The sequence below is a fragment of the Massilia sp. UMI-21 genome (genome assembly GCA_015277795.1).
Taxonomy (GTDB): domain Bacteria; phylum Pseudomonadota; class Gammaproteobacteria; order Burkholderiales; family Burkholderiaceae_D; genus Telluria.
The window spans coordinates 4,660,988-4,679,726 of record CP063848.1; the positions used below are offsets into that span (position 1 = coordinate 4,660,988).

The 18,739-nt window shown below is 60.6% G+C and carries 12 protein-coding genes, 1 tRNA gene and 2 pseudogenes; 11 read left to right on the plus strand and 4 right to left on the minus strand.

Annotated features, from left to right (window positions below):
• Positions 1-106: 106 nt before the first annotated feature.
• The gene (locus IM543_20445) at positions 107-1,081 is read left to right on the plus strand and encodes a ribonuclease Z (protein QOY93873.1); all 975 of its coding nucleotides are present in this window, start codon (positions 107-109) and stop codon (positions 1,079-1,081) included.
• Between the two features lie 32 nt (positions 1,082-1,113).
• The gene (locus IM543_20450) at positions 1,114-1,422 is read left to right on the plus strand and encodes a hypothetical protein (protein QOY93874.1); all 309 of its coding nucleotides are present in this window, start codon (positions 1,114-1,116) and stop codon (positions 1,420-1,422) included.
• Here the strand turns inward: IM543_20450 and IM543_20455 are convergent.
• On the minus strand, positions 1,419-2,312 hold the full coding sequence (locus IM543_20455) for a LysR family transcriptional regulator (GenBank protein QOY93875.1): 894 nt from the start codon (positions 2,310-2,312) through the stop codon (positions 1,419-1,421). The two genes, IM543_20450 and IM543_20455, sit on opposite strands and share 4 nt — an antisense overlap.
• Before the next feature lie 128 nt (positions 2,313-2,440).
• Between IM543_20455 and IM543_20460 the strand changes: the two genes are divergently transcribed.
• From IM543_20460 to IM543_20500, 9 genes and pseudogenes are all read left to right on the plus strand, one after another.
• The gene (locus IM543_20460) at positions 2,441-3,046 is read left to right on the plus strand and encodes a glutathione S-transferase (GenBank protein QOY93876.1); all 606 of its coding nucleotides are present in this window, start codon (positions 2,441-2,443) and stop codon (positions 3,044-3,046) included.
• Positions 3,047-3,061: 15 nt separating this feature from the next.
• Positions 3,062-3,964 (plus strand): pyridoxamine 5'-phosphate oxidase family protein, encoded by a 903-nt coding sequence (locus tag IM543_20465; protein QOY93877.1) that lies wholly within the window; start codon positions 3,062-3,064, stop codon positions 3,962-3,964.
• A gap of 372 nt (positions 3,965-4,336) precedes the next feature.
• Positions 4,337-5,467 (plus strand): annotated as a pseudogene (locus tag IM543_20470) (HAF repeat-containing protein).
• Between the two features lie 422 nt (positions 5,468-5,889).
• A complete protein-coding gene (locus tag IM543_20475) occupies positions 5,890-8,640 on the plus strand; it encodes a type VI secretion system tip protein VgrG (protein ID QOY93878.1) in 2,751 nt (916 codons plus the stop codon).
• A 44-nt stretch (positions 8,641-8,684) separates the two neighbouring features.
• Positions 8,685-10,430: a hypothetical protein gene (locus tag IM543_20480; GenBank protein QOY93879.1), complete on the plus strand. Its 1,746-nt coding sequence runs from the start codon at positions 8,685-8,687 to the stop codon at positions 10,428-10,430.
• Entirely contained in the window at positions 10,418-11,929 is a 1,512-nt protein-coding gene (locus IM543_20485; protein ID QOY93880.1) for a hypothetical protein, read from the plus strand. Before IM543_20480 ends, IM543_20485 begins: the two co-directional genes overlap by 13 nt.
• Before the next feature lie 3 nt (positions 11,930-11,932).
• Entirely contained in the window at positions 11,933-12,199 is a 267-nt protein-coding gene (locus IM543_20490; protein ID QOY93881.1) for a PAAR domain-containing protein, read from the plus strand.
• Between the two features lie 51 nt (positions 12,200-12,250).
• Positions 12,251-12,832, plus strand: a pseudogene (locus IM543_20495) (IS256 family transposase).
• Positions 12,833-13,091: 259 nt separating this feature from the next.
• Entirely contained in the window at positions 13,092-13,985 is an 894-nt protein-coding gene (locus IM543_20500; GenBank protein ID QOY93882.1) for a DUF2971 domain-containing protein, read from the plus strand.
• A 162-nt stretch (positions 13,986-14,147) separates the two neighbouring features.
• Here IM543_20500 and IM543_20505 read toward each other — a convergent pair.
• The 3 genes from IM543_20505 to IM543_20515 all read right to left on the minus strand — a co-directional run bounded on the left by IM543_20505 (position 14,148) and on the right by IM543_20515 (position 18,638).
• Positions 14,148-14,226: transfer RNA gene (locus tag IM543_20505), tRNA-Ile, on the minus strand.
• 122 nt (positions 14,227-14,348) lie between these two features.
• Positions 14,349-16,604, minus strand: coding sequence for an RNA polymerase sigma factor RpoD (gene rpoD / locus IM543_20510; GenBank protein QOY93883.1), 2,256 nt, complete (start codon positions 16,602-16,604; stop codon positions 14,349-14,351).
• A gap of 228 nt (positions 16,605-16,832) precedes the next feature.
• A complete protein-coding gene (locus tag IM543_20515; protein ID QOY93884.1) occupies positions 16,833-18,638 on the minus strand; it encodes a DNA primase in 1,806 nt (601 codons plus the stop codon).
• Positions 18,639-18,739: the final 101 nt, after the last annotated feature.

Genomic DNA, 18,739 nt, shown 5'->3' on the forward strand with positions numbered 1-18,739 from the left:
CGATCAAACGCCGCGCATTTGCGGGGCGAGGTGCAAGCCGACGCCACATTCGCGGCGATCGCGGATAATGGCGTACCGATCAGATCACCTCACCGCGGCACAGCACATGGAAATCCAGTTCCTGGGAACCTCTTCCGGCACCCCGACCAGGGCGCGCAACATGACCGCGATCGCGATCCGCACGCGCGGCGCCAAGCACTGGTCGCTGGTCGACTGCGCCGAAGGCACGCAGCACCGGCTGCTGCGCACCAATCTGTCGCCGATGAGCCTGCGCGCCATCTTCATCACCCACCTGCACGGCGACCACTGCTACGGCCTGCCCGGCCTGCTGGCCAGCGCCGGCATGCTCAACCGGACGGAACCGATGACCATCGTCGGCCCGCCGCCGCTGCGCGGCATGATCGAATGCATCATGGCAGCCTCGGAGCTGAGCCTGCCCTACCCGATCGAGTGGATCGCGATCGAGGACCTGGCGCACACCGACGTCCTGCCCGACCTGCGGGTGCATGCCACCCGGCTGTCGCACCGGATCGCCTCGCACGCCTACAGCTTCACCGAGGCGGCGGTGGAGCGCAAACTCGACATCGGCAAGCTGCGGCTTGGGAACATCCCGTCCGGGCCGGCCTGGGGCGAGATCCAGCAGGGCCGCAACCCCGTGCTGCCCGACGGCCGCGCCGTGGTGGCCGAAGGCTTCCTGCTGCCGCCGCGCCGCTCGCGCAAGGTGATCATCGCCGGCGACAACGACGCGCCGGAACTGCTGGCGCAGGAAGCGGCCGGCGCCGACCTGCTGGTGCACGAAGCCACCTACACCGAGGCGATCCTGCACAAGGTGGGGCCGGGGCCGCAGCACAGCTCGGCCGCGATGGTGGCGCGGGTTGCGCAGCGGATCAAGCTGCCGAACCTGATCCTGACCCATTTCAGTCCGCGCTACCAGGACCAGGGTTCTGGGCACCCCGGCGCGCTCACGCTGGACGACATCGAGCGCGAAGCGCGCGAACACTACAGCGGCCAGCTGGCGCTGGCGCGCGACCTGACAAGCTACGAGCTCAGGACGGACGGCAGCCTGCATCTGCTCCCCTGAACTGCGGCCCTGCGCTCAGGCTACAATCCGGCATGCCCAAGAAGACACCCATTTTCCCCGGACCAAATACCTCGCGCGGCGCCGTGTTGGCCGTGCTGCTCTCCAACGAAGACCAGCTGGGCGCCGAACCGCTGCGCGGCCGCATCACCCTGGCCGCCATCGTGCGCGCACTGAAGCGCAAGTACCACTGGCCGATCGAGACCGAGAGCTTCCCCTCGAACAGCGCGGACGGCCGCGCGACCTGGGCGACGGTCTACAGCCTGCCGCCCGACGTAATCACGAAGGCGCTGGCCGCCGGCGGCCGCGACTGGCTCAGGAGCCGCAAGGCCGGTCAGGCTTAATGGATTAGCGCGAGCTGCGCGAATTCTTCGACCGCAAAATCGACAAAGGCGCGCACCCGCGGCGCCAGGTGCCGCGCGCCCGGAAACACCAGGTGCACGGGCAGCGGCTCCGGCTCATAGCCCTGCAATAGCGGCACCAGCGTCCCGGCCTGCAGGTCGGGCGCCGCCTGGTAGGACAAGGCGCGGGCGATACCGAAGCCCGCGCGCGCCGCATGCAGCACCCCTTCGACATCGTTCATCTGCAGGCGCGGCGTGAACCGGACGATGTGTTCGCGCCCGTCCGCCCCGTAGCGCCATTCCGGCAACCCGCGCACCGCGGTGCCCAGGATCAGCTGGTGCCTGCCCAGCTCCTCGGGCGTGGCGGGCGCGCCATGACGCTGCAGATAAGCAGGGCTGGCCAGCGTCACGCGCCGCACCGCGCCCAGCTGGCGCGCCACCAGGCCGGAACTGTCGAGCGGGCCGATGCGCAGCGCCACGTCGATGGCGTTGTCGATCAGGTCCATGTTGCGGTCGTTGAGGATGAGCTCGACCTGGATCTCCGGATAGCGCATCAGGAACTGCGTGACCACCGGCGACACATGGCGGCGCCCGAACACGGTGGGCGCCGTCACCCGCAGCAGGCCGCGCGGCGTGGCCTCCTGCTGCTCGCGGATCGCCGCCTCGTAGTCGGCCAGCAGGCGGCGCGCCCCATCGGCCAGGCGCAGTCCTTCGCGGGTGGCCGTCAGGCGGCGCGTGCTGCGCTCGAACAGGCGCGCGCCGACCCGCCCCTCGAGCGCCGCCAGCATGCGCGTCACGGCCGAGGGCGAGCGGCGCAGCTTGTGCGCCGCCGCCGCCATGCTGCCTGCCTCGAGAATGGCCAGGAATACCTGCAGTTCGTCCAGTCGGTCCATGCTGTTGGGTCGTTTCCTTGCGCCGATTCCTTGCGCCGATTGAAAGAGTGAATTGCGATTATGCCCCATTCCGCAATGCCGATTCCGCGCCTAGGATGAAGGCTCCTTCCACCACCTCCTGTGCGAACATGGCCTCTTCTTCCATCACCCTGTACGGCACCCCGCTTTCCGGTCACAGCCACCGCGTGCAATTGTTCCTGCATCTGCTGGAGCTGCCCTACCGCTTCGTCGACGCGCCGGCCGCGGTGCGCGAGCGCGCCGAATTCCGGCGCATGAACCCGCTCGGCCAGATTCCCGTGCTGCAGGACGGCGAGCTGGTGCTGGCAGACAGCAATGCCATCCTGGTTTACCTGGCCAGGCGCTACGCCCCGGACAGCGGCTGGCTGCCGGACGACGCCGTGGGCGCGGCGCAGGTGCAGCGCTGGCTGTCGCTGGCGGCCGGAGAAATCGCCTACGGCCCGGCGCGGGCGCGCATCGGCGCACGCTGGGGCGACACCGGCATGCCGCCCGCGCTCATGCAGCAGCTGGCGGACAAGGTGCTGCGCTACATGGAAGACAGCCTGGCGCAGCAGGACTTCCTGGCTGCGCCCAGGCCGACACTGGCGGACCTGGCCTGCTACGCCTACATCGCGCACGCGCCGGAAGGCGGCATCGCGCTGGAACCCTATCCCCATGTGCGCAGCTGGATCGCCCGCATCCAGGCCCTGCCGCACTTCGTGCCGATGCCGTCATAACAGGCATACCAGGCCATGATCGATTACCGCATCCCCGCGCCCTTCCACCCTGGCGAGTTGCGCGCCCAGCAACTGGCCGGCGGCGGCCCGCCCGGCGCGCCGATCCGCAGCCAGATGCCGGACCAGCACCGTCAGTTCTTCCCCCTGTTGCCCTTCGTGTGCGTGGCCGTGGCGGATGCGGACGCATGGCCGCTGGCGACCCTGCTGCACGGCGAACCCGGCTTCGCCTCCTCGCCGGCACCCGATCAGCTCCGGATCGCCGCCCTGCCCGACCCGGACGACCCGGCCCATGCGCATGTGACGCACGGCGCCGACATCGGCATCCTCGGCATCGACCTGGGCACGCGCCGGCGCAACCGCGAGAACGGCGTGATTGCGGAAGCGAACGATGACGGGCTGCTGGTCGACGTCCACCAGTCCTTCGGCAACTGTCCCAAGTACATCCAGGTGCGCCAACTCGTCCGCACGCCGGCCGGGCGCGGCGCCGTGGAGCGTTTCGGCGCCGAGCTGCCCGCGGATGCCGTGCGCCTGATCGGCGCCTGCCAGACCATGTTCGTGGCGAGCGCCAGCGGCGGCGCGGCGCAGGATCAGGCGCGCGGTCTCGACATCTCGCACCGCGGCGGCGAGACCGGCTTCCTGCGGCTGGACGGCAATGTGCTGACGGTGCCCGACTACGCCGGCAACCGTTATTTCAATACCCTGGGCAACCTGCTGCTGGAACCGCGCGCGGCGCTGGTAATGGTGGATTTCGCCAGCGGTGACATGCTGCAGCTGCAAGGCATGGCCGAGATCGCGTGGCAGCCGGCCGGCTTGGCGGACGCGCGGGCCGAGCGCGCCTGGCTGTTGCGCATCGAGCGCGGCTGGCTGCGGCGCGCGGCCTTTCCCTTGCGCGAGCTTCGCCCCGCTTTACACGCCTGAAGGCGCTTTCTTTCACGACATTCGGCTCCCGTGCTGATCGAATCGGCACGGGCGGCCGGCTTCCCCCAATGTGCATTGCGCGCTGCCAAAGCGGCGGAGCGTCGAGCGCGTACCTTCATCGATGCACCCAGCCGGCGCAAGCCTTCTCGTCAAGAAAATTGCCACGTGGGTGAGAGAAAGCTTGCTCCTTGTCCAGATGATTTGCCCAGCCTTGCCGTGTTCGTGGGTGTGGGCGTGGTGCCGTACCGAGGAGAGTCCGTGATGGCCGGCCCGAGCCGGCGGCGGGGGTGCCATCGTCGTGCCCGGCCGCCATCCTTACTGGAGGTTCTCATGCAAGCGCTTGATCGCGGTTCAAAACTATCGCGCGTCTCCCTGTTCCTGCTATCGCTCGCCGTGTCGGCAGGCGCGGCCGCCGCACCCTACATTGAGTACCGGGTGACGGTGGTCGGCCCTGCCCACAGCACCGCCGCCGACATCAACAAGGACGGCGTGGTGGTCGGCAGCTATCCGGCCAGGGGCAGCGCCGGCCGCGCCTTCCTGAACCGGGGCCAGGGCGTGGTGGACCTGGGCGCGCTGGGCAGGTCCAGCGATGCCGTGGCCATCAACGACAAGGGCGAAGTGCTCGGCCACTGGGCCACCGCCGGCGGCCAGCGGCGGGGCTTCATCTACTCCGCCGACAGGCAGCGCGACATCGGCGTCGTTCCCGGCAGGCGCACCCGCTATACCGACATCAACAGGCACGGCTACGTCACCGCGATCGACGACGAAGCGAGCATCGATGGATCGCGCAGCTTCCTGCGCGACCCGCAAGGCAGGTTCACCGACATCGGCGAGCTGTGCTTCGATGGGCCGACCCTGAACTATGCCTACGCGCTGAACAACCGCAACCAGGTGACCGGCGAATCCGGTCCGCTGACCTTCCCGGACCAGCCGCTACGCGCCGTCGTCTGGAGCAAGGGCGTGATGCGCGACCTCGGCGACTTCGGCTCGACGCCCAACGGCGGCATGGCCATCAACGACCGGGGCCAGGTGACCGGTTATATGTCGGTGCCGACCCGCATTCACAACCGCGTCGCCTTCCTGTACCAGCACGGCCGCCTCATCGACATCGACGGCCGTCCCGCCACCGTGGAAAGGAACAGCACGGGAACCGGCATCAACAACCATGGCCACATCGTAGGCGCCAGCGACCACCTGTCGGGCTTCATCTACCGCGGCAGGCGCATGGAGAGCCTGAATGCGCTGATCGATCCCAAGCTGGGTTGGGACATTGCCTCCCCGCGCGCCATCAATGATGCGGGGCAGATTGCGGCGACGGCTTACCGCAGGGGGGTGCCGTATGCGGTGCGGCTGGATTTGATACGGGCGCATGGGCTGGGGGCGCCGCAGTTGGAGGCAGATGAGGACTAGGCCGCGCTCACTGGGCAGGCAGCGCCGGGGGCCGCGGCGCTTGGAGCCGGGTCACTGGCATGTGATGTGGTGCAACCAGTATCGCAGGAATGACGCGCTGCCAGGCTGGCTGCATCTGTGGAGGGAAGAAGCCCTGATGCCGGCCTTCCGGCCATCGCCTTGCCAGTCGCCATCTAAAGAGACGATCGGCATGAAAAAAGAGTTTTTAGCTAGCTATGAATCGCCACGACTTCAACGAACGGCGGTCACCAGTCGATTTTAAAAAAGCGCCATTTCTTGCGGCTGCAGAGTATCTAGAAAATTCGTAGCGATTCAGGCCATTCAGCGCTTCCTGCCGTATGGCCTACCCAAGCTACGCGGAATCACAACCGCAGCACATATCCAAAAACTAGAGATTTGAAGCGTATCAAAGTCACGCTGTCTCCGAGTTTTACCATCGATCATTGTCCGCACCGCACTGCCGCTCACTACCCAGCCAACCGGAATAGCCCCAACACCCAGACAGGAAGCTTCTAATGGACCTGAAGGATTTAATACAGGCATTCGCCGGCTTGTCTGAAGCGAAGCGCCCCATCCGTTTGCGGCTCTCGCAAGAGAAGCAGGTGCTAGACGATGTCTTGCTGGTCAAACGCGTTGCGGGAAATGAAACGCTATGTGGCGGACTGGAATACCGGCTTCTATGCGTATCGACGCGTTCTGATTTGCCTTTGAAGGAATTCATCGCAGTGCCGATTGAGCTCCAGTTCGTGACGGACCGCGGGGACGTGCGCGCCGTGTGCGGAATAGTCGCGCAAGCGGCTGCCGGCCAAAGTGATGGCGGTCTGGCGACCTATGAGTTGGTCGTGCGCGATGCGTTAGCTCTGATGGAGTATCGCACCAACACCCGTGTCTTCCGCAATCAGAATGAGCTGGATATCACCGAAGTTATTCTGCGTGAGTGGCGCCAGAACAATCCGGTGCTGGCCAAAGCCTTTGACGTGGACTGGTCGCATGTAAAGGGTAGCTATCCCACTCGAGAGTTCACGATGCAGCATAACGAGTCCGACGCCGCCTTTCTGCGACGGTTATGGAAACGACGTGGCATCGCATGGTTCATGCGCCCCGGTCAAGCTAGCCAGTCGCAAAGTCGGAACATCCCCGCCCACGCCCTGGTGCTATTCGACGATGCATACACCCTACCGCAAAATGCCGCCGGCGCCGTGCGCTATCACCGTGATGGCAGCACGGAGGATGCGGACACCGTTACCGCATGGAGTCCGGTGCGCACACTAAAACCGGGCAATCTTTCTCGCCAAAGCTGGGATTACAAGCAAAGCCGTTCCATGACCAGTAACGCGCCCTCCCGTATAAATCAGGGCACGATGGGCAACCAGTTCGCGGTCACCCTTGATGATTACTTGGTCGATGTGCCACATGCCGGGAAGGATCACAACGACTACCGGCAACTCGGCGAAATGCGCATGAGGCGCCATGAGTACGAATCCAAGTGCTTTTATGGCGAAGGCAATGTGCGCGCCTTATGTGTCGGGGAGTGGATCGCCTTGACCGGCCATCGAGAAATCGACACGCATCCGTCGAAAGAGCGAGAGTTCATCGTCACGCGCCTGGACATTGATGCAGAAAACAACCTGCCCAAGACCGTCGACGAGCAGGTAAAGCGCCTGTTTGCCCTCAACCGCTGGGACGAAAGACCGTACAGCAACGCTCTACAGCAAGCCAGCGAAGAGCGCGGCATGCGTTACACCAATCGCTTTTCTTGCGTGCGTCGTGGCATTCCAATTGTTCCTTCATTCGACCCTCGAGCCGATTTGCCGCGTCCACAGCTGCAAAGCGCAACTGTGGTCGGCCCGGCCAACGAAGAAGTGCATTGCGACGAATATGGTCGCGTCAAGGTACGTTTTCCCAGTACCAGACCAGAAGACCACAGCCATGCGCAAGGTGCCGGCACCAGCGACAGCGACTGGGATTCCGCTTGGGTACGTGTCGCCAGCACCTGGGCCAGCAATCACTGGGGAACAATTACCCTTCCCCGTGTGGGCGATGAAGTCATCGTCGATTTTTTAGGCGGGGACCCCGACAAGCCCATTATCGTGGCGCAGGTCTACGGCGGCAGAACCAAACCACCTTCATTCAGCCATACTGGGGAACTACCCGGAAACAGGTACCTGGCTGGCATCAAGAGCAAGGAAGTGCAAGGTACCCGCTACAACCAGCTGCGGCTAGACGACACGCCAGGGCAGATCAATGCGCAGCTGTCCTCCCACCATGGGCATAGCGAGCTGAATCTGGGATGGCTCACTCATCCCCGTAATGACGGCAAGGGCGAGGCGCGAGGCGAAGGGGCTGAGTTGCGCAGCGATTGCGCCGTTGCGGTACGCGGCGCACGAGGCGTACTCATCACGGCTGCTGCGCGCCAGAAAGCCAGCGGCGGGCAACTCGACCGTAATGAACTGATTGGCTTGGTGGATGCGCTGCAAGGCGTGCAGCAGCACCTGTCCGAACTGTCGACGACGCATCATGCGGAGGGCACCGACGATAAAGAGCTCAATCAACTGATCGCTCACCTGAAGCGATGGGAAGCCGGCAGCAACACCGAAGTCGACAGCATGGGCGCCGGGGGTCAACCCGTCGTGGCACTGTCCGCGCCTGCCGGCGTGGCAGTGACGAGCCAGGACAACATTGCGATCGGCTCGCAAACGCATATCGACATGGTGAGTATCGGCAATACCCAGCTTTCCGTCGGCAAGAAATTGCTTGCACGCGTATCGGAGAGTATCAGCCTGTTCGCGCATCGCCTCGGCATAAAACTCATCGCCGCCAGCGGCAAGCTGGAAATGCAGACGCACGGTGACGACATCGAGGTCACATCCGCCAAACGCATCGTGTTAACTGCAGCCGACGAAATCGTGCTGCAGGCGCCCAAACTGCGCTTCGTCGCGCAAGGTGCTCAAGTGGATATTGGTGGCGGCACCATCACGCAGCAAAGCAGTGGCGAGCACACCATCAAATCGTCGAAGTTCGCTCATATCAAACCGGGAGGCGGCAGTCCACCTGGCGTGACTTTGCCCAAGAGCGAGCTGGCGCACGATCAGCAAACCGTTCTACGTTGGATTGGAACAGACGAGCCGATGAAGAATCAACGCTATCGCATCACGACGGAGGATGGGCGCACGTTCGAGGGGCGCACCGATTCGACCGGGTTGACCGAGCGATTTACGAGTGCCATCCCTTTTGGACAGTACACGGTCGAAGCGCTAGACGACTGACACCAGTAATCCCAGACAAGACGACAAACGAGGCTGAAGGCACAATGACAACCGCAGAATACATGTTACCCGCGCAACAAAACGATGGTGCCGCTCGGAAAGCTGAAGGCTTTGCGACACCGAAGCAAGACAAGAAGCTGCAGTGCGCCAGGTTCCTCCCCAAGCGGGTGTTGCCGATCGTTTTTCTGCCCGGGATCATGGGATCGAACTTGCGAATGAGCACACAGCGGCAAAGGGAATTGGATAAAAAGGACAACATTGCATGGCGGCCAGATGTTCTCGGGCCAACGAACATAAGCAGTGCCTCCAATGATAGTCCAAGAGGCCGACAACTGAGGCTCGATCCGATGCAGACCACGGTGGACATTTATGATCCCGCCGGTCCGATGGACATCAGTGGAGATGGCCGGCATGGCAATGTGACACTCGAAAAGAACTTTCGCTCGCCATTGCTAACGGATGACCCACCAACCGCGAAAAACCCGCGTAGCGCGGTACAAAAGGCCCGTGCGCGAGGCTGGGGCGAGGTCTTTTTCAAAAGCTATGGGGAGCTGCTACAACATCTCGAGTCGCGCCTCAATAATACATTCTCCGAAGGTAAGCTGCGACAGGAATGGCGCGACGTCGTGGGCGTAGATCCTCGCGTCTGGGAAAGCGATCCCAGTTTGCCGCAGTCGGCATTAACGGAAGGCGAACTCAAGAAAATCGCTACTGGCTGCTGGTTCGCTGTGTACGCGTTCGGATACAACTGGCTGCAATCCAACGGGGACAGCGCCAGAATCATCGCCAAGCGCGTCAGCCAGCTGATGGACGATCTCAACCAGTCAGGCTACGAGTGCAAGCAAGTGATCGTCGTAACTCACTCCATGGGCGGGTTGGTCGGCCGAGCACTGGTCCACCCGAAGTATGGAAATCTGCAGGACAAGGTGTTGGGCATTGTCCATGGCGTCATGCCCGCCATCGGTGCCCCAGCCGCCTACAGACGCATGAGGGCCGGGTTCGAGGATGCCGGCATGATGTTTGGCCCAGAAAACAGTCTTGGCGCCAAGGTGGCCGGCAATTATGGCGACGAGGTGACAGCAGTTCTGGCGAATGCACCAGGGGGATTGGAATTATTACCGACCACGTCCTATAGTAATCGCTGGTTGCGCGTGACGCACAATGGACGCGACCTGGATGCATGGCCGAAACAAGGAGATCCCTACAGTGAGATCTATAAGGTGCGAGGCAAGTGGTATTCACTGTTTCGGGAAAACTGGATCAACCCGTCAGGACTGCCTCCAAGACTAGGCGGTGGCACTTTCGAGCGGACGTGCGACTATCTCGATAAGGCCCAGGGTTTCCACCGACATATCGATAAAACGTTTCATCCCAACAGTTACGCACATTACGGTGCTGACCAAGCGCGGCGGAGCTTTGGTGAAGTCATATGGGAAATAGACAAGAACTGCGCTGATCCGACGGGCTGGCAAGATTGGCCCATCCTTGGTGACACGAAGCAAGGGCGAGTGGAACTCGTTCGATGGGATCCTCTCAGCAGCAAAGCCTTCAAAATTGTAGATTTTGAGGTACCCAAGCCGATATATGCAACTATTCTTCCGCCTTCGGCGCCAGGCGACCAAACCGTTCCAGCGAAATCTGCCGACCATCAGCTGAAGAGTGGAACGTTCAAGGGCGTGTTCCGCCAAAACGGTTACGAACACCAAGCAAGTTACAAAAATCCTCGGGCAATTGCATCGACGTTGTACAGCATTATGCGCATCGCTCAGACGGCTACATGGAAATGCTGAAAAGGACATTTATGCGCGTATTAACACGTCTTCACATTGTTCCTCTTGCCGCCGTGCTCTTGATGCTTGCTGCCTGCGATCGTACTCCAAAAGAATGGAAGACCCCTAATATGACTACACTTACGCCCCGCCTCCAGGCCGTGTTCCAGAAAACCAAGACCGTCTGCTTTGGAAGATTCATGGTCGATTTGCCGTCCTCGGCAACCGTAGCCTGGGGGGAAACTGATGTGTCACTTGGTATAAGCGTACTCCCTAATGGCGTAGATGAAGTTGAGAACCTGGCGCAGAAATTTATCGATGAACTCACCAGCGAAAAGGCCATCAACCACGATGACGTCCCCTTGCTACTGTCGGTAGAGCACGTACCCCAACCGGAAGGCAAAGTCGTTATCGGTTACGAAGATTTTCAGGCCATCAATGGGCTCAAGATCAACGGGTACTTCAGGCTGAATAATGACGGCATTGTCATTAATGCACGTCCTCTAAGGAACGACAAAGATGGAACTGTATCACTCATCAAGAGCATCGCCCGGCGCCTGAAGCAACGTTCTGAAAACGACATTCCGGTTGAGCCCGGCAACTGTATCGAACATGCCTTCCTCCCTGACAACCCGGCTCCAGGCGAGGAACCGCCTGTAGAACTCATTCGTATCGGTTTTCGATTGAAGGAGTTTCCTGACACGCACCTCTCGATTTTTGTTGGACCGTCAAATCCCCATTACGAAGAGAGCCACTCGTTGGAGTGGCGGCTCACTCAGCTCGAGAAGAACCAGAAAGCCCAGGATCCCGACAATCCGCTGATAAAAACTAAAGACTTGCGCAGAGGAGTGCGGCAGATCCACGACTGGCTGAACGGCTTCGAAGCCCTGTCACGTACCCCGGAACAGGCGGAAATACGCTCGATCCATGATTTCGCCATGGATTTCAGAGGTGTGCCGTCGGACCCGTTGAAACCTTATGTAGAAATACAGATGCAGACCGGCGTTGCCGACAACGTCGCCGGCGCAACCAAAGCTAGCCTGACTGACGAAGAAGCCATCGCGGTTTGGGATAAGATCACCAGCACTATCCGCGTGCGCCCAACCGGCGCCGCGGCAGTCAAGACGACCGAAACGGACTCTGCCCCCCAGCTTCCACTCGGCGAGCTTGCAGCAACTGGCCGCGCGTGCCCGCAAACGGGCTGGTGGGTGCCGGATGAACCGAAAGATACGCAGGGTGATCGGCGGCAGCACATCAAGGCAGGCGAGCGTATGCCGCATGTGATATCGCTGGGCGAACCGTCCATATGGCAAAAGCTCAAGGGAGAAAAGCCCACTTACCGTACGGCGACGGTGTGGAAACTAGTCAGCTATGACGACGCTCCAGTTTATGTCGACACGATCGCGGAGACGCCAACAATCGCACAAGTTTCTCCCGACAACTTCGCCGCCAAAGACGCTGGTGACAGCACAACTGAATGCCGTCGGAACGACGAAACCTTACAGCAGAAGAAGGGTTAAGCGATGCGGAACGTGATTCGTCTTGGCGACCCCACGTCTCATGGCGGCAAGGTCGAGAGCGTCGGCGCGAATTATTTTACGGTTAACGGCATTCCAGTTGCTCGCGTCGGCGATGTATGCAGTTGCCCCATCAAAGGACATGACAACTGCACCATTGCGGAAGGAGAATCAGATCACGTTATTGATGGCGTTGCCGTCGCCTACGATGGGCATAAGACCACTTGTGGTGCCACCTTGATCGCTACCGTAGGGAACTTTGGTGGGCAATAATTCAAGAACAACCTCTACTTTTAGCGTGCTCTAAAAATGGGGGGATTACCGCTGAAGGTCTTCAATGAACTGAAGAACCGCGGACTGGACGATGTCCTGATCGCTGTCGTCGACGGCCTGCGCGGCTTCCCCGAAGCCATCGAAGCGGTGTATCCCCAGGCGCAGATCCAGACCTGCATCGTGCACCTGATCCGTAATTCGACAACCCTGGCGGCTTGGAAGGACCGCAAGGAGCTGGCAGCGGCCTTGAAACCCGTCTACCAGGCCGCCAACGCCGACCTGGCCGAAGCGGCGCTGGACGCGTTTGCGGCCGGGCCCTGGGGCACCAAATTCCCGACTGTGGCAGCGATGTGGCGGCGCCAATGGCAGCAGGTGATTCCTTTCTTCGCCTATCCGCCGGAAGTGCGCACAATTATCTACACGACCAACGCCATCGAGAGCTTGCATATGCGCCTTCGGAAGATCGTCAAGAACCGTGGCCACTTCCCCAGCGACGAAGCGGCGACCAAATTACTCTTCCTGGCCTTGCGCAATATCGAGAAAGACTGGAAGATGCCGCAGCGTACCTGGAAGCAGGCTGCCAACCAGTTCGCCATCATGTTCGGCGAACGCTTCACAAACGCCATTACCTAACTACGAATTCTGACCCCGCACACAGAATTTCTGACAGGTCCCTATCGCCCGAACATTTGCAGGAAATCCGTCACCTAAATCCACTAGCACGCCTTACAGTGCTCAAGCAAACGCGGAGTTGCTCCGATGACAGCAGCCCGATAGACTGAATCGTTGCCAATTGCACCCAATCGCCAGGCGCCGACGTTACAGGTGGAGCTGACACATGAGTAAATTAGGTCAGCACTAGCTTCTAAACGCACTACTCTCTCCCTGAAGAATGAACACTATATTCAAATCTACTCTTGCAGACTTAGTGGTGGCTACGCCTCCACCGCTCATTTATCACTACACGTCGCACGACGGATTGTTAGGAGTATTGCGTAATAAGCAGGTGTGGGCGACTAATATACGTTTCTTAAATGATGCCAGCGAAGGGCGGCATGCTGTCGAATATGCGCAGAACGCGATCGAGAATAAGATAAACCGAGGGAACCTAACTGCCGAAAAAATCGCTGCGCTAGAAGCAATGAAAAAAGCGGCCGGTACTGCTGCAGCAAGGCACTACACCGCCTCGTTTTCAGAAGAGGGAAACTTGCTTTCTCAGTGGCGTGCTTACTGTCCACCTAACGGTGGATATGCACTAGGGGTTCCAGCAGGACAACTGGTTGCGATGGCCCGTGAGCAGAATTTCTGGTTAGTCCCTTGCATCTATGACCATAAATTAAAATACAAGTTAATCAGCGCTCTGATTGAGCGACATTTAGAGTATTTCACCAGTGGACAAACTTCACTCAGCTCTCCCACAAATTGGTGGACAGACGTCGGCTGGCAATTCGCACAGGATTTAGCACAAACTGGATGTGTATTCAAACATTCTTCTTTTTCGGAAGAAAAAGAATGGCGTCTCATCTCGGGAGTGATTGATGAGACCAAAACACAAATTGATTTTCGAACATCAGCATCGCGACTAGTTCCATATTTAAAATTCAACCTTGTGAGCGACAAAAACCCCTTTTTGGCTGAACATGATGGCGTGAAATTCCAAATAATGGCAGGACCGACAAGCGACCGCGATCTAGCATCACTTGCGACACAATTTGCCAGTACTACGCTATTACCAGGATCATCCTTTGGAGTATCAGAAATTCCCTATCGTTCAGGTAGAAACTAGTAACTTTTAAACTTCGTCGTCTTAGGTCATCAGATCCGTGCCCAACCGTCGCCGGTTGTTCAGCGTTCTAATCACGGTTGCCCTTCCGTTGAACCTTTGAGAGAGAAGAAAACAAACAAGGGGTTGCGCAATCACGCAACCCCTTGTTTTTAATTGAAAATTTGGTAGGCCTCCCCGGAGTCGAACCGGGCACCAACGGATTATGAGTCCGCTGCTCTAACCAGGCATGAGCTAGAGGCCCAGAAATCGGGACAGTGACAAGAAAGTGATCTCGCCACCTGCTTCAGCGGCGCGGAACCGTGAATCAGAATGGCGAGAGGATATTGCTTTTACTACAGGCACGTCAAGGCTCGATTACAACAATCAGCCGCTGCTGCCCTCGAGGAAGCTCTTCAGCTTGTCCGAACGCGATGGGTGACGCAGCTTGCGCAGGGCCTTCGCTTCGATCTGGCGGATGCGCTCGCGGGTGACGTCGAACTGCTTGCCGACCTCTTCCAGCGTGTGGTCGGTGGACATCTCGATGCCGAAGCGCATGCGCAGTACCTTGGCTTCGCGCGGGGTCAGCGAATCGAGCACGTCCTTCACCACACCGCGCATCGAGGCGTGCAGCGCGGCGTCCGAGGGCGCCAGCGTGTTGTTGTCCTCGATGAAGTCGCCCAGGTGCGAATCGTCGTCGTCGCCGATTGGCGTCTCCATCGAAATCGGCTCCTTCGCGATCTTCATGATCTTGCGAATCTTATCTTCCGGCATCTCCATCTTGATGGCGAGGGTGGCCGGATCCGGTTCGGCGCCGGTCTCCTGCAGGATCTGGCGCGAGATCCGGTTCATCTTGTTGATGGTCTCGATCATGTGCACCGGAATACGGATGGTGCGCGCCTGGTCGGCGATCGAGCGGGTGATGGCCTGGCGGATCCACCAGGTCGCATAGGTCGAGAACTTGTAGCCGCGGCGGTATTCGAACTTGTCCACCGCCTTCATCAGGCCGATGTTGCCTTCCTGGATCAGGTCGAGGAACTGCAGGCCGCGGTTGGTGTATTTCTTGGCGATCGAGATCACCAGGCGCAGGTTGGCCTCGGTCATCTCGCGCTTGGCCTTGCGCGCCTTCATTTCGCCGGCGGCCATTTGCCGGTTGATGTTGCGCAGGTCCGGCAGCGGCAGCACGACACGGGCTTGCAGGTCGATCAGGCGTTGCTGCAGTTCCTTGATGGTCGGGATGTTCCGGCCCAGGATGGCGCTGTAGGCGTGGTTGGCGTTGACTTCGCCGTCCACCCAGTCCAGGTTGGTCTCGTTGCCCGGGAACACCTTGATGAAGTGGGCGCGCGGCATGCCGCAGCGGTTCACGGCCACGTCCAGGATCTGCTTCTCGATGTGGCGCACTTCGTCGACCTGGCCGCGCAGGGTGTCGCACAGCTTCTCGACCACCTTGGCCGTGAAGCGGATGCCCAGCAGCTCGTCGGAGATCGTATCCTGCGCCTTGACGTAGGCCTTGGAATTGTAGCCGTCCTTCTCGAAGGCCTTGCGCATCTTGTCGAACTGGTCGGCAATATTGTGGAACCTGGCCAGCGCCGCCTGCTTCAGTGCTTCGAGCTGCTCGGCCGAGTAGCCGGCCGCGCCGGAAGCATTGTTGGTCTCTTCTTCCTCTTCCTCACCGTCACTGTCTTCGTCGCTGTCCTCGTCCTCGTCGTCGGTCGAGGTCGGCGCGACGGCGCTCTGGGAGGCCTGCTCTTCTTCTTCCGGGTCGACCATGCCGTCGACGATCTCGTCGATCTTGATCTCGTCGCGCTCGATCTTGCTGGCGGCGTCGATGATCTCGGCGATCGTCACCGGGCAGGCCGAGATGGCCTGGATCATGTCCTTCAGGCCGTCTTCGATGCGCTTGGCGATCTCGATCTCGCCCTCGCGGGTCAGCAGCTCGACCGAGCCCATCTCGCGCATGTACATGCGGACCGGGTCGGTGGTGCGGCCAAAGTCGGAATCGACGGTCGACAGCGCCGCCTCGGCGGCGGCCTCGGCTTCGTCGTCGCTGGTGACGTTGGGGACGGCGTCGGACAGCAGCAGGGTTTCGGCGTCAGGGGCGTGCTCGTAGACGGCAATGCCCATGTCGTTGAAGGTGCCGATGATGCCCTCGATCGCTTCCGGATCAACGATGTTGTCCGGCAGGTGATCGTTGATCTCGGAATACGTGAGGAAGCCGCGCTCCTTGCCCGACTTGATCAGGGCCTTGAGCTTGTTGCGGCGAATCTCGAGCTCTTCTTCGCTCGCCTCGGTATCGGACGAGAACGCATCCTTGAGCAGCGCTTTTTCCTTGGCCTTGCGGTCCTTGGCCTTGGCCTTGTCCGCGGCTTTCAGTTCGGCGCGCTCGACCGCGTTCAAGGCGGCGATCTCGTCGTTCTCGGGCGTGAATTCCTTGGGCTTGCGACCACGGCGTCCTGGAACCTTGACGGACGGCAGGACATAGCCGGACGTGTCGATGGCGGCCAGGGCGGCCGCATCGGTCGTCGCGTTGACCGGTGCCGGGCTCGCCGTACGAACCTCGGCCGTGTCTTGACCTTTGTCCACCTTGGCGGACGCTCTCGTGGTTTTTGCAGCCACTTTGGTTTCGGGTTTCTTGGTTGGCACAGGCGCTTTCGAAGTCAAAACGACTAACTTTACGATGGTTAAAGATAAAGTTTTGTTACTTTACATCACCTTGCAGACAACAATCTGTTGCCTCGCTAACTGAAACTCCACGCCCCGATTGAAACGAAAAATGGTTTCAACAGTTGCAATAGTTAGCGTTTTATTATAGCACGCACCCCTGTTTTTCCAAGTTGCACAAATGACCACAGTCGTGTTGCCAGGTCTGCATTACCGGGGCGACATTGCGGCAGCGTCTTCACTTTCCAGAGCTGCGATTTCAGCTGCAATTTCTCGATAGCGAGCACTTACCTGCTCGACCTGATCTGGGGGCAAATTTGAAGAAAACAACTGGCTCTGCTCCAGCTTCAAAGCTTCCTTCTTGATCTGGCGCACAGCGCTAAGCAGCCAGATACGATCTGCATCAACGTCTGATTCCGGTTCGGCGGCGATCTCCGAGATCAGACTGTCGTATTCTCCCGTCACTTCCTTTAACTGTTGTGACAAGGCAGCGAAAGTGCCGTATTCGCCCAGGCTTTGCGCCAGTTGCACCAGGTGGCGCAAGGCATCGGCGGCTTCCTGGCCGAAATAGTCGAACGAGACCAGGGCCGGGTCGTCCAGCTGTTGGGCCAGCTGCGGATGCGACACCAGGATGCGCAGCATCTGCAGTTCCAGGCCCACCGGTTTCGGCCGGCCCTGGCGCGGCGGGGCGCGGCGCATCACCGATACCGGCTTAGACAGTTCAAACAGCGATTCGATCTCGGCCGGCGTCGATTCGGTCAGGCTCGCCAGCCCGCGCACGATCTGCAGGCGCAGGCCGGTCGGCGCCATCGCCTGCAGCATCGGCTTGGCCTCGTGCTGGGCGTGCGCCCTGCCCTCGGGCGTGTCCAGGTCGTGCTCGAGCGTCACTTCGCGCAGCAGGAACTGGGACAGCGGCATCGCCTCGTGAATCTCTTGCTCGAAGGCATCGGCACCGCGCTCGCGCACGAAGCTGTCCGGGTCGTGCTCTTGCGGCAGGAACAGGAACTTGATGGTCTTGTCGTCGGTCACTTGCGGCAGGCAGGCTTCCAGGGCGCGGCGGGCGGCGCGGCGGCCGGCCTTGTCGCCGTCGAAGCTGAAGATCACGGTGTCGGTCTGGCGCAGCAGCTTTTGCACGTGGGTGCTGGTGCAGGCGGTGCCGAGCGTGGCCACGGCCTGCGGGAAGCCGAGCTGGGCCAGGGCAACGACGTCCATGTAGCCTTCGGTCACCAGCACATAGCCGGCATCGCGGATGCTTTGCCGCGCCTCGAACAGGCCGTACAGTTCCAGGCCCTTCTGGAACAGCGGCGTTTCGGGCGAGTTCAGGTACTTGGGCTCGCCGCCATCCAGGACGCGGCCGCCGAAGCCGATCACCTGCCCTTTGGTATTGCGGATCGGGAACATGACCCGTTCGCGGAAGCGGTCGTAGCGTTTCTTGTTGTTGCCGTCTTCGTCGACCTTGTCGATCACCAGGCCGGATTCGACCAGGGCCAGGGCCTCGTAGTCGGGGAAGACCGAGCGCAGGTTGTCCCAGCCGCCAGGCGCGTAACCCATGCCGAAGCGGGCCGCCACTTCGCCGGTCAGGCCGCGGTTCTTCAGATAGGCGATGGCGTTGGGCGCCTCGCGCAGCTGGGCGCGGTAGTAGGCACAGGCCTGGTTCAGGGCGTCCGTCATGGCCAGCGACTGGGCCTGCTGGGCGGCGCGCTGCTGCGGCGGAATCTTGTCGTCGTTGTCCGGCACCACCATGCCCACGCCCTGGGCCAGGTCCTTGACGGCATCGACGAAGCCCATGCCGGAATATTCGATCAGGAAGCCGATCGAGGTGCCATGGGCGCCGCAGCCGAAGCAGTGATAGAACTGCTTGGTCGGGCTGACGGTGAAGCTGGGGGACTTTTCGTTATGGAACGGGCACAGGCCCATGTAGTTGGCCCCGCCCTTTTTCAGCTGGACGTAGCGGCCAACGATGTCGACGATATCGACACGATTGAGCAAATCGGTAATGAAGGATTGCGGAATCACTAGGAGGTACTCAGGGTTTGTCTCAACTCAGACTATACCGCAGTGGTGACTGCAAAATTGATTTAGGACAAGGCATCCGTTTGGATGGGGTCGGCTGTGGA

Bases quoted from the DNA above. Each gene is read 5' to 3' on its own strand.
- IM543_20445 (QOY93873.1), top strand. From the start codon at position 107: ATGGAAATCCAGTTCCTGGGAACCTCTTCCGGCACCCCGACCAGGGCG.
- IM543_20450 (QOY93874.1), top strand. From the start codon at position 1,114: ATGCCCAAGAAGACACCCATTTTCCCCGGACCAAATACCTCGCGCGGC.
- IM543_20455 (QOY93875.1), bottom strand. From the start codon at position 2,312: ATGGACCGACTGGACGAACTGCAGGTATTCCTGGCCATTCTCGAGGCA.
- IM543_20460 (QOY93876.1), top strand. From the start codon at position 2,441: ATGGCCTCTTCTTCCATCACCCTGTACGGCACCCCGCTTTCCGGTCAC.
- IM543_20465 (QOY93877.1), top strand. From the start codon at position 3,062: ATGATCGATTACCGCATCCCCGCGCCCTTCCACCCTGGCGAGTTGCGC.
- IM543_20475 (QOY93878.1), top strand. From the start codon at position 5,890: ATGGACCTGAAGGATTTAATACAGGCATTCGCCGGCTTGTCTGAAGCG.
- IM543_20480 (QOY93879.1), top strand. From the start codon at position 8,685: ATGACAACCGCAGAATACATGTTACCCGCGCAACAAAACGATGGTGCC.
- IM543_20485 (QOY93880.1), top strand. From the start codon at position 10,418: ATGGAAATGCTGAAAAGGACATTTATGCGCGTATTAACACGTCTTCAC.
- IM543_20490 (QOY93881.1), top strand. From the start codon at position 11,933: ATGCGGAACGTGATTCGTCTTGGCGACCCCACGTCTCATGGCGGCAAG.
- IM543_20500 (QOY93882.1), top strand. From the start codon at position 13,092: ATGAACACTATATTCAAATCTACTCTTGCAGACTTAGTGGTGGCTACG.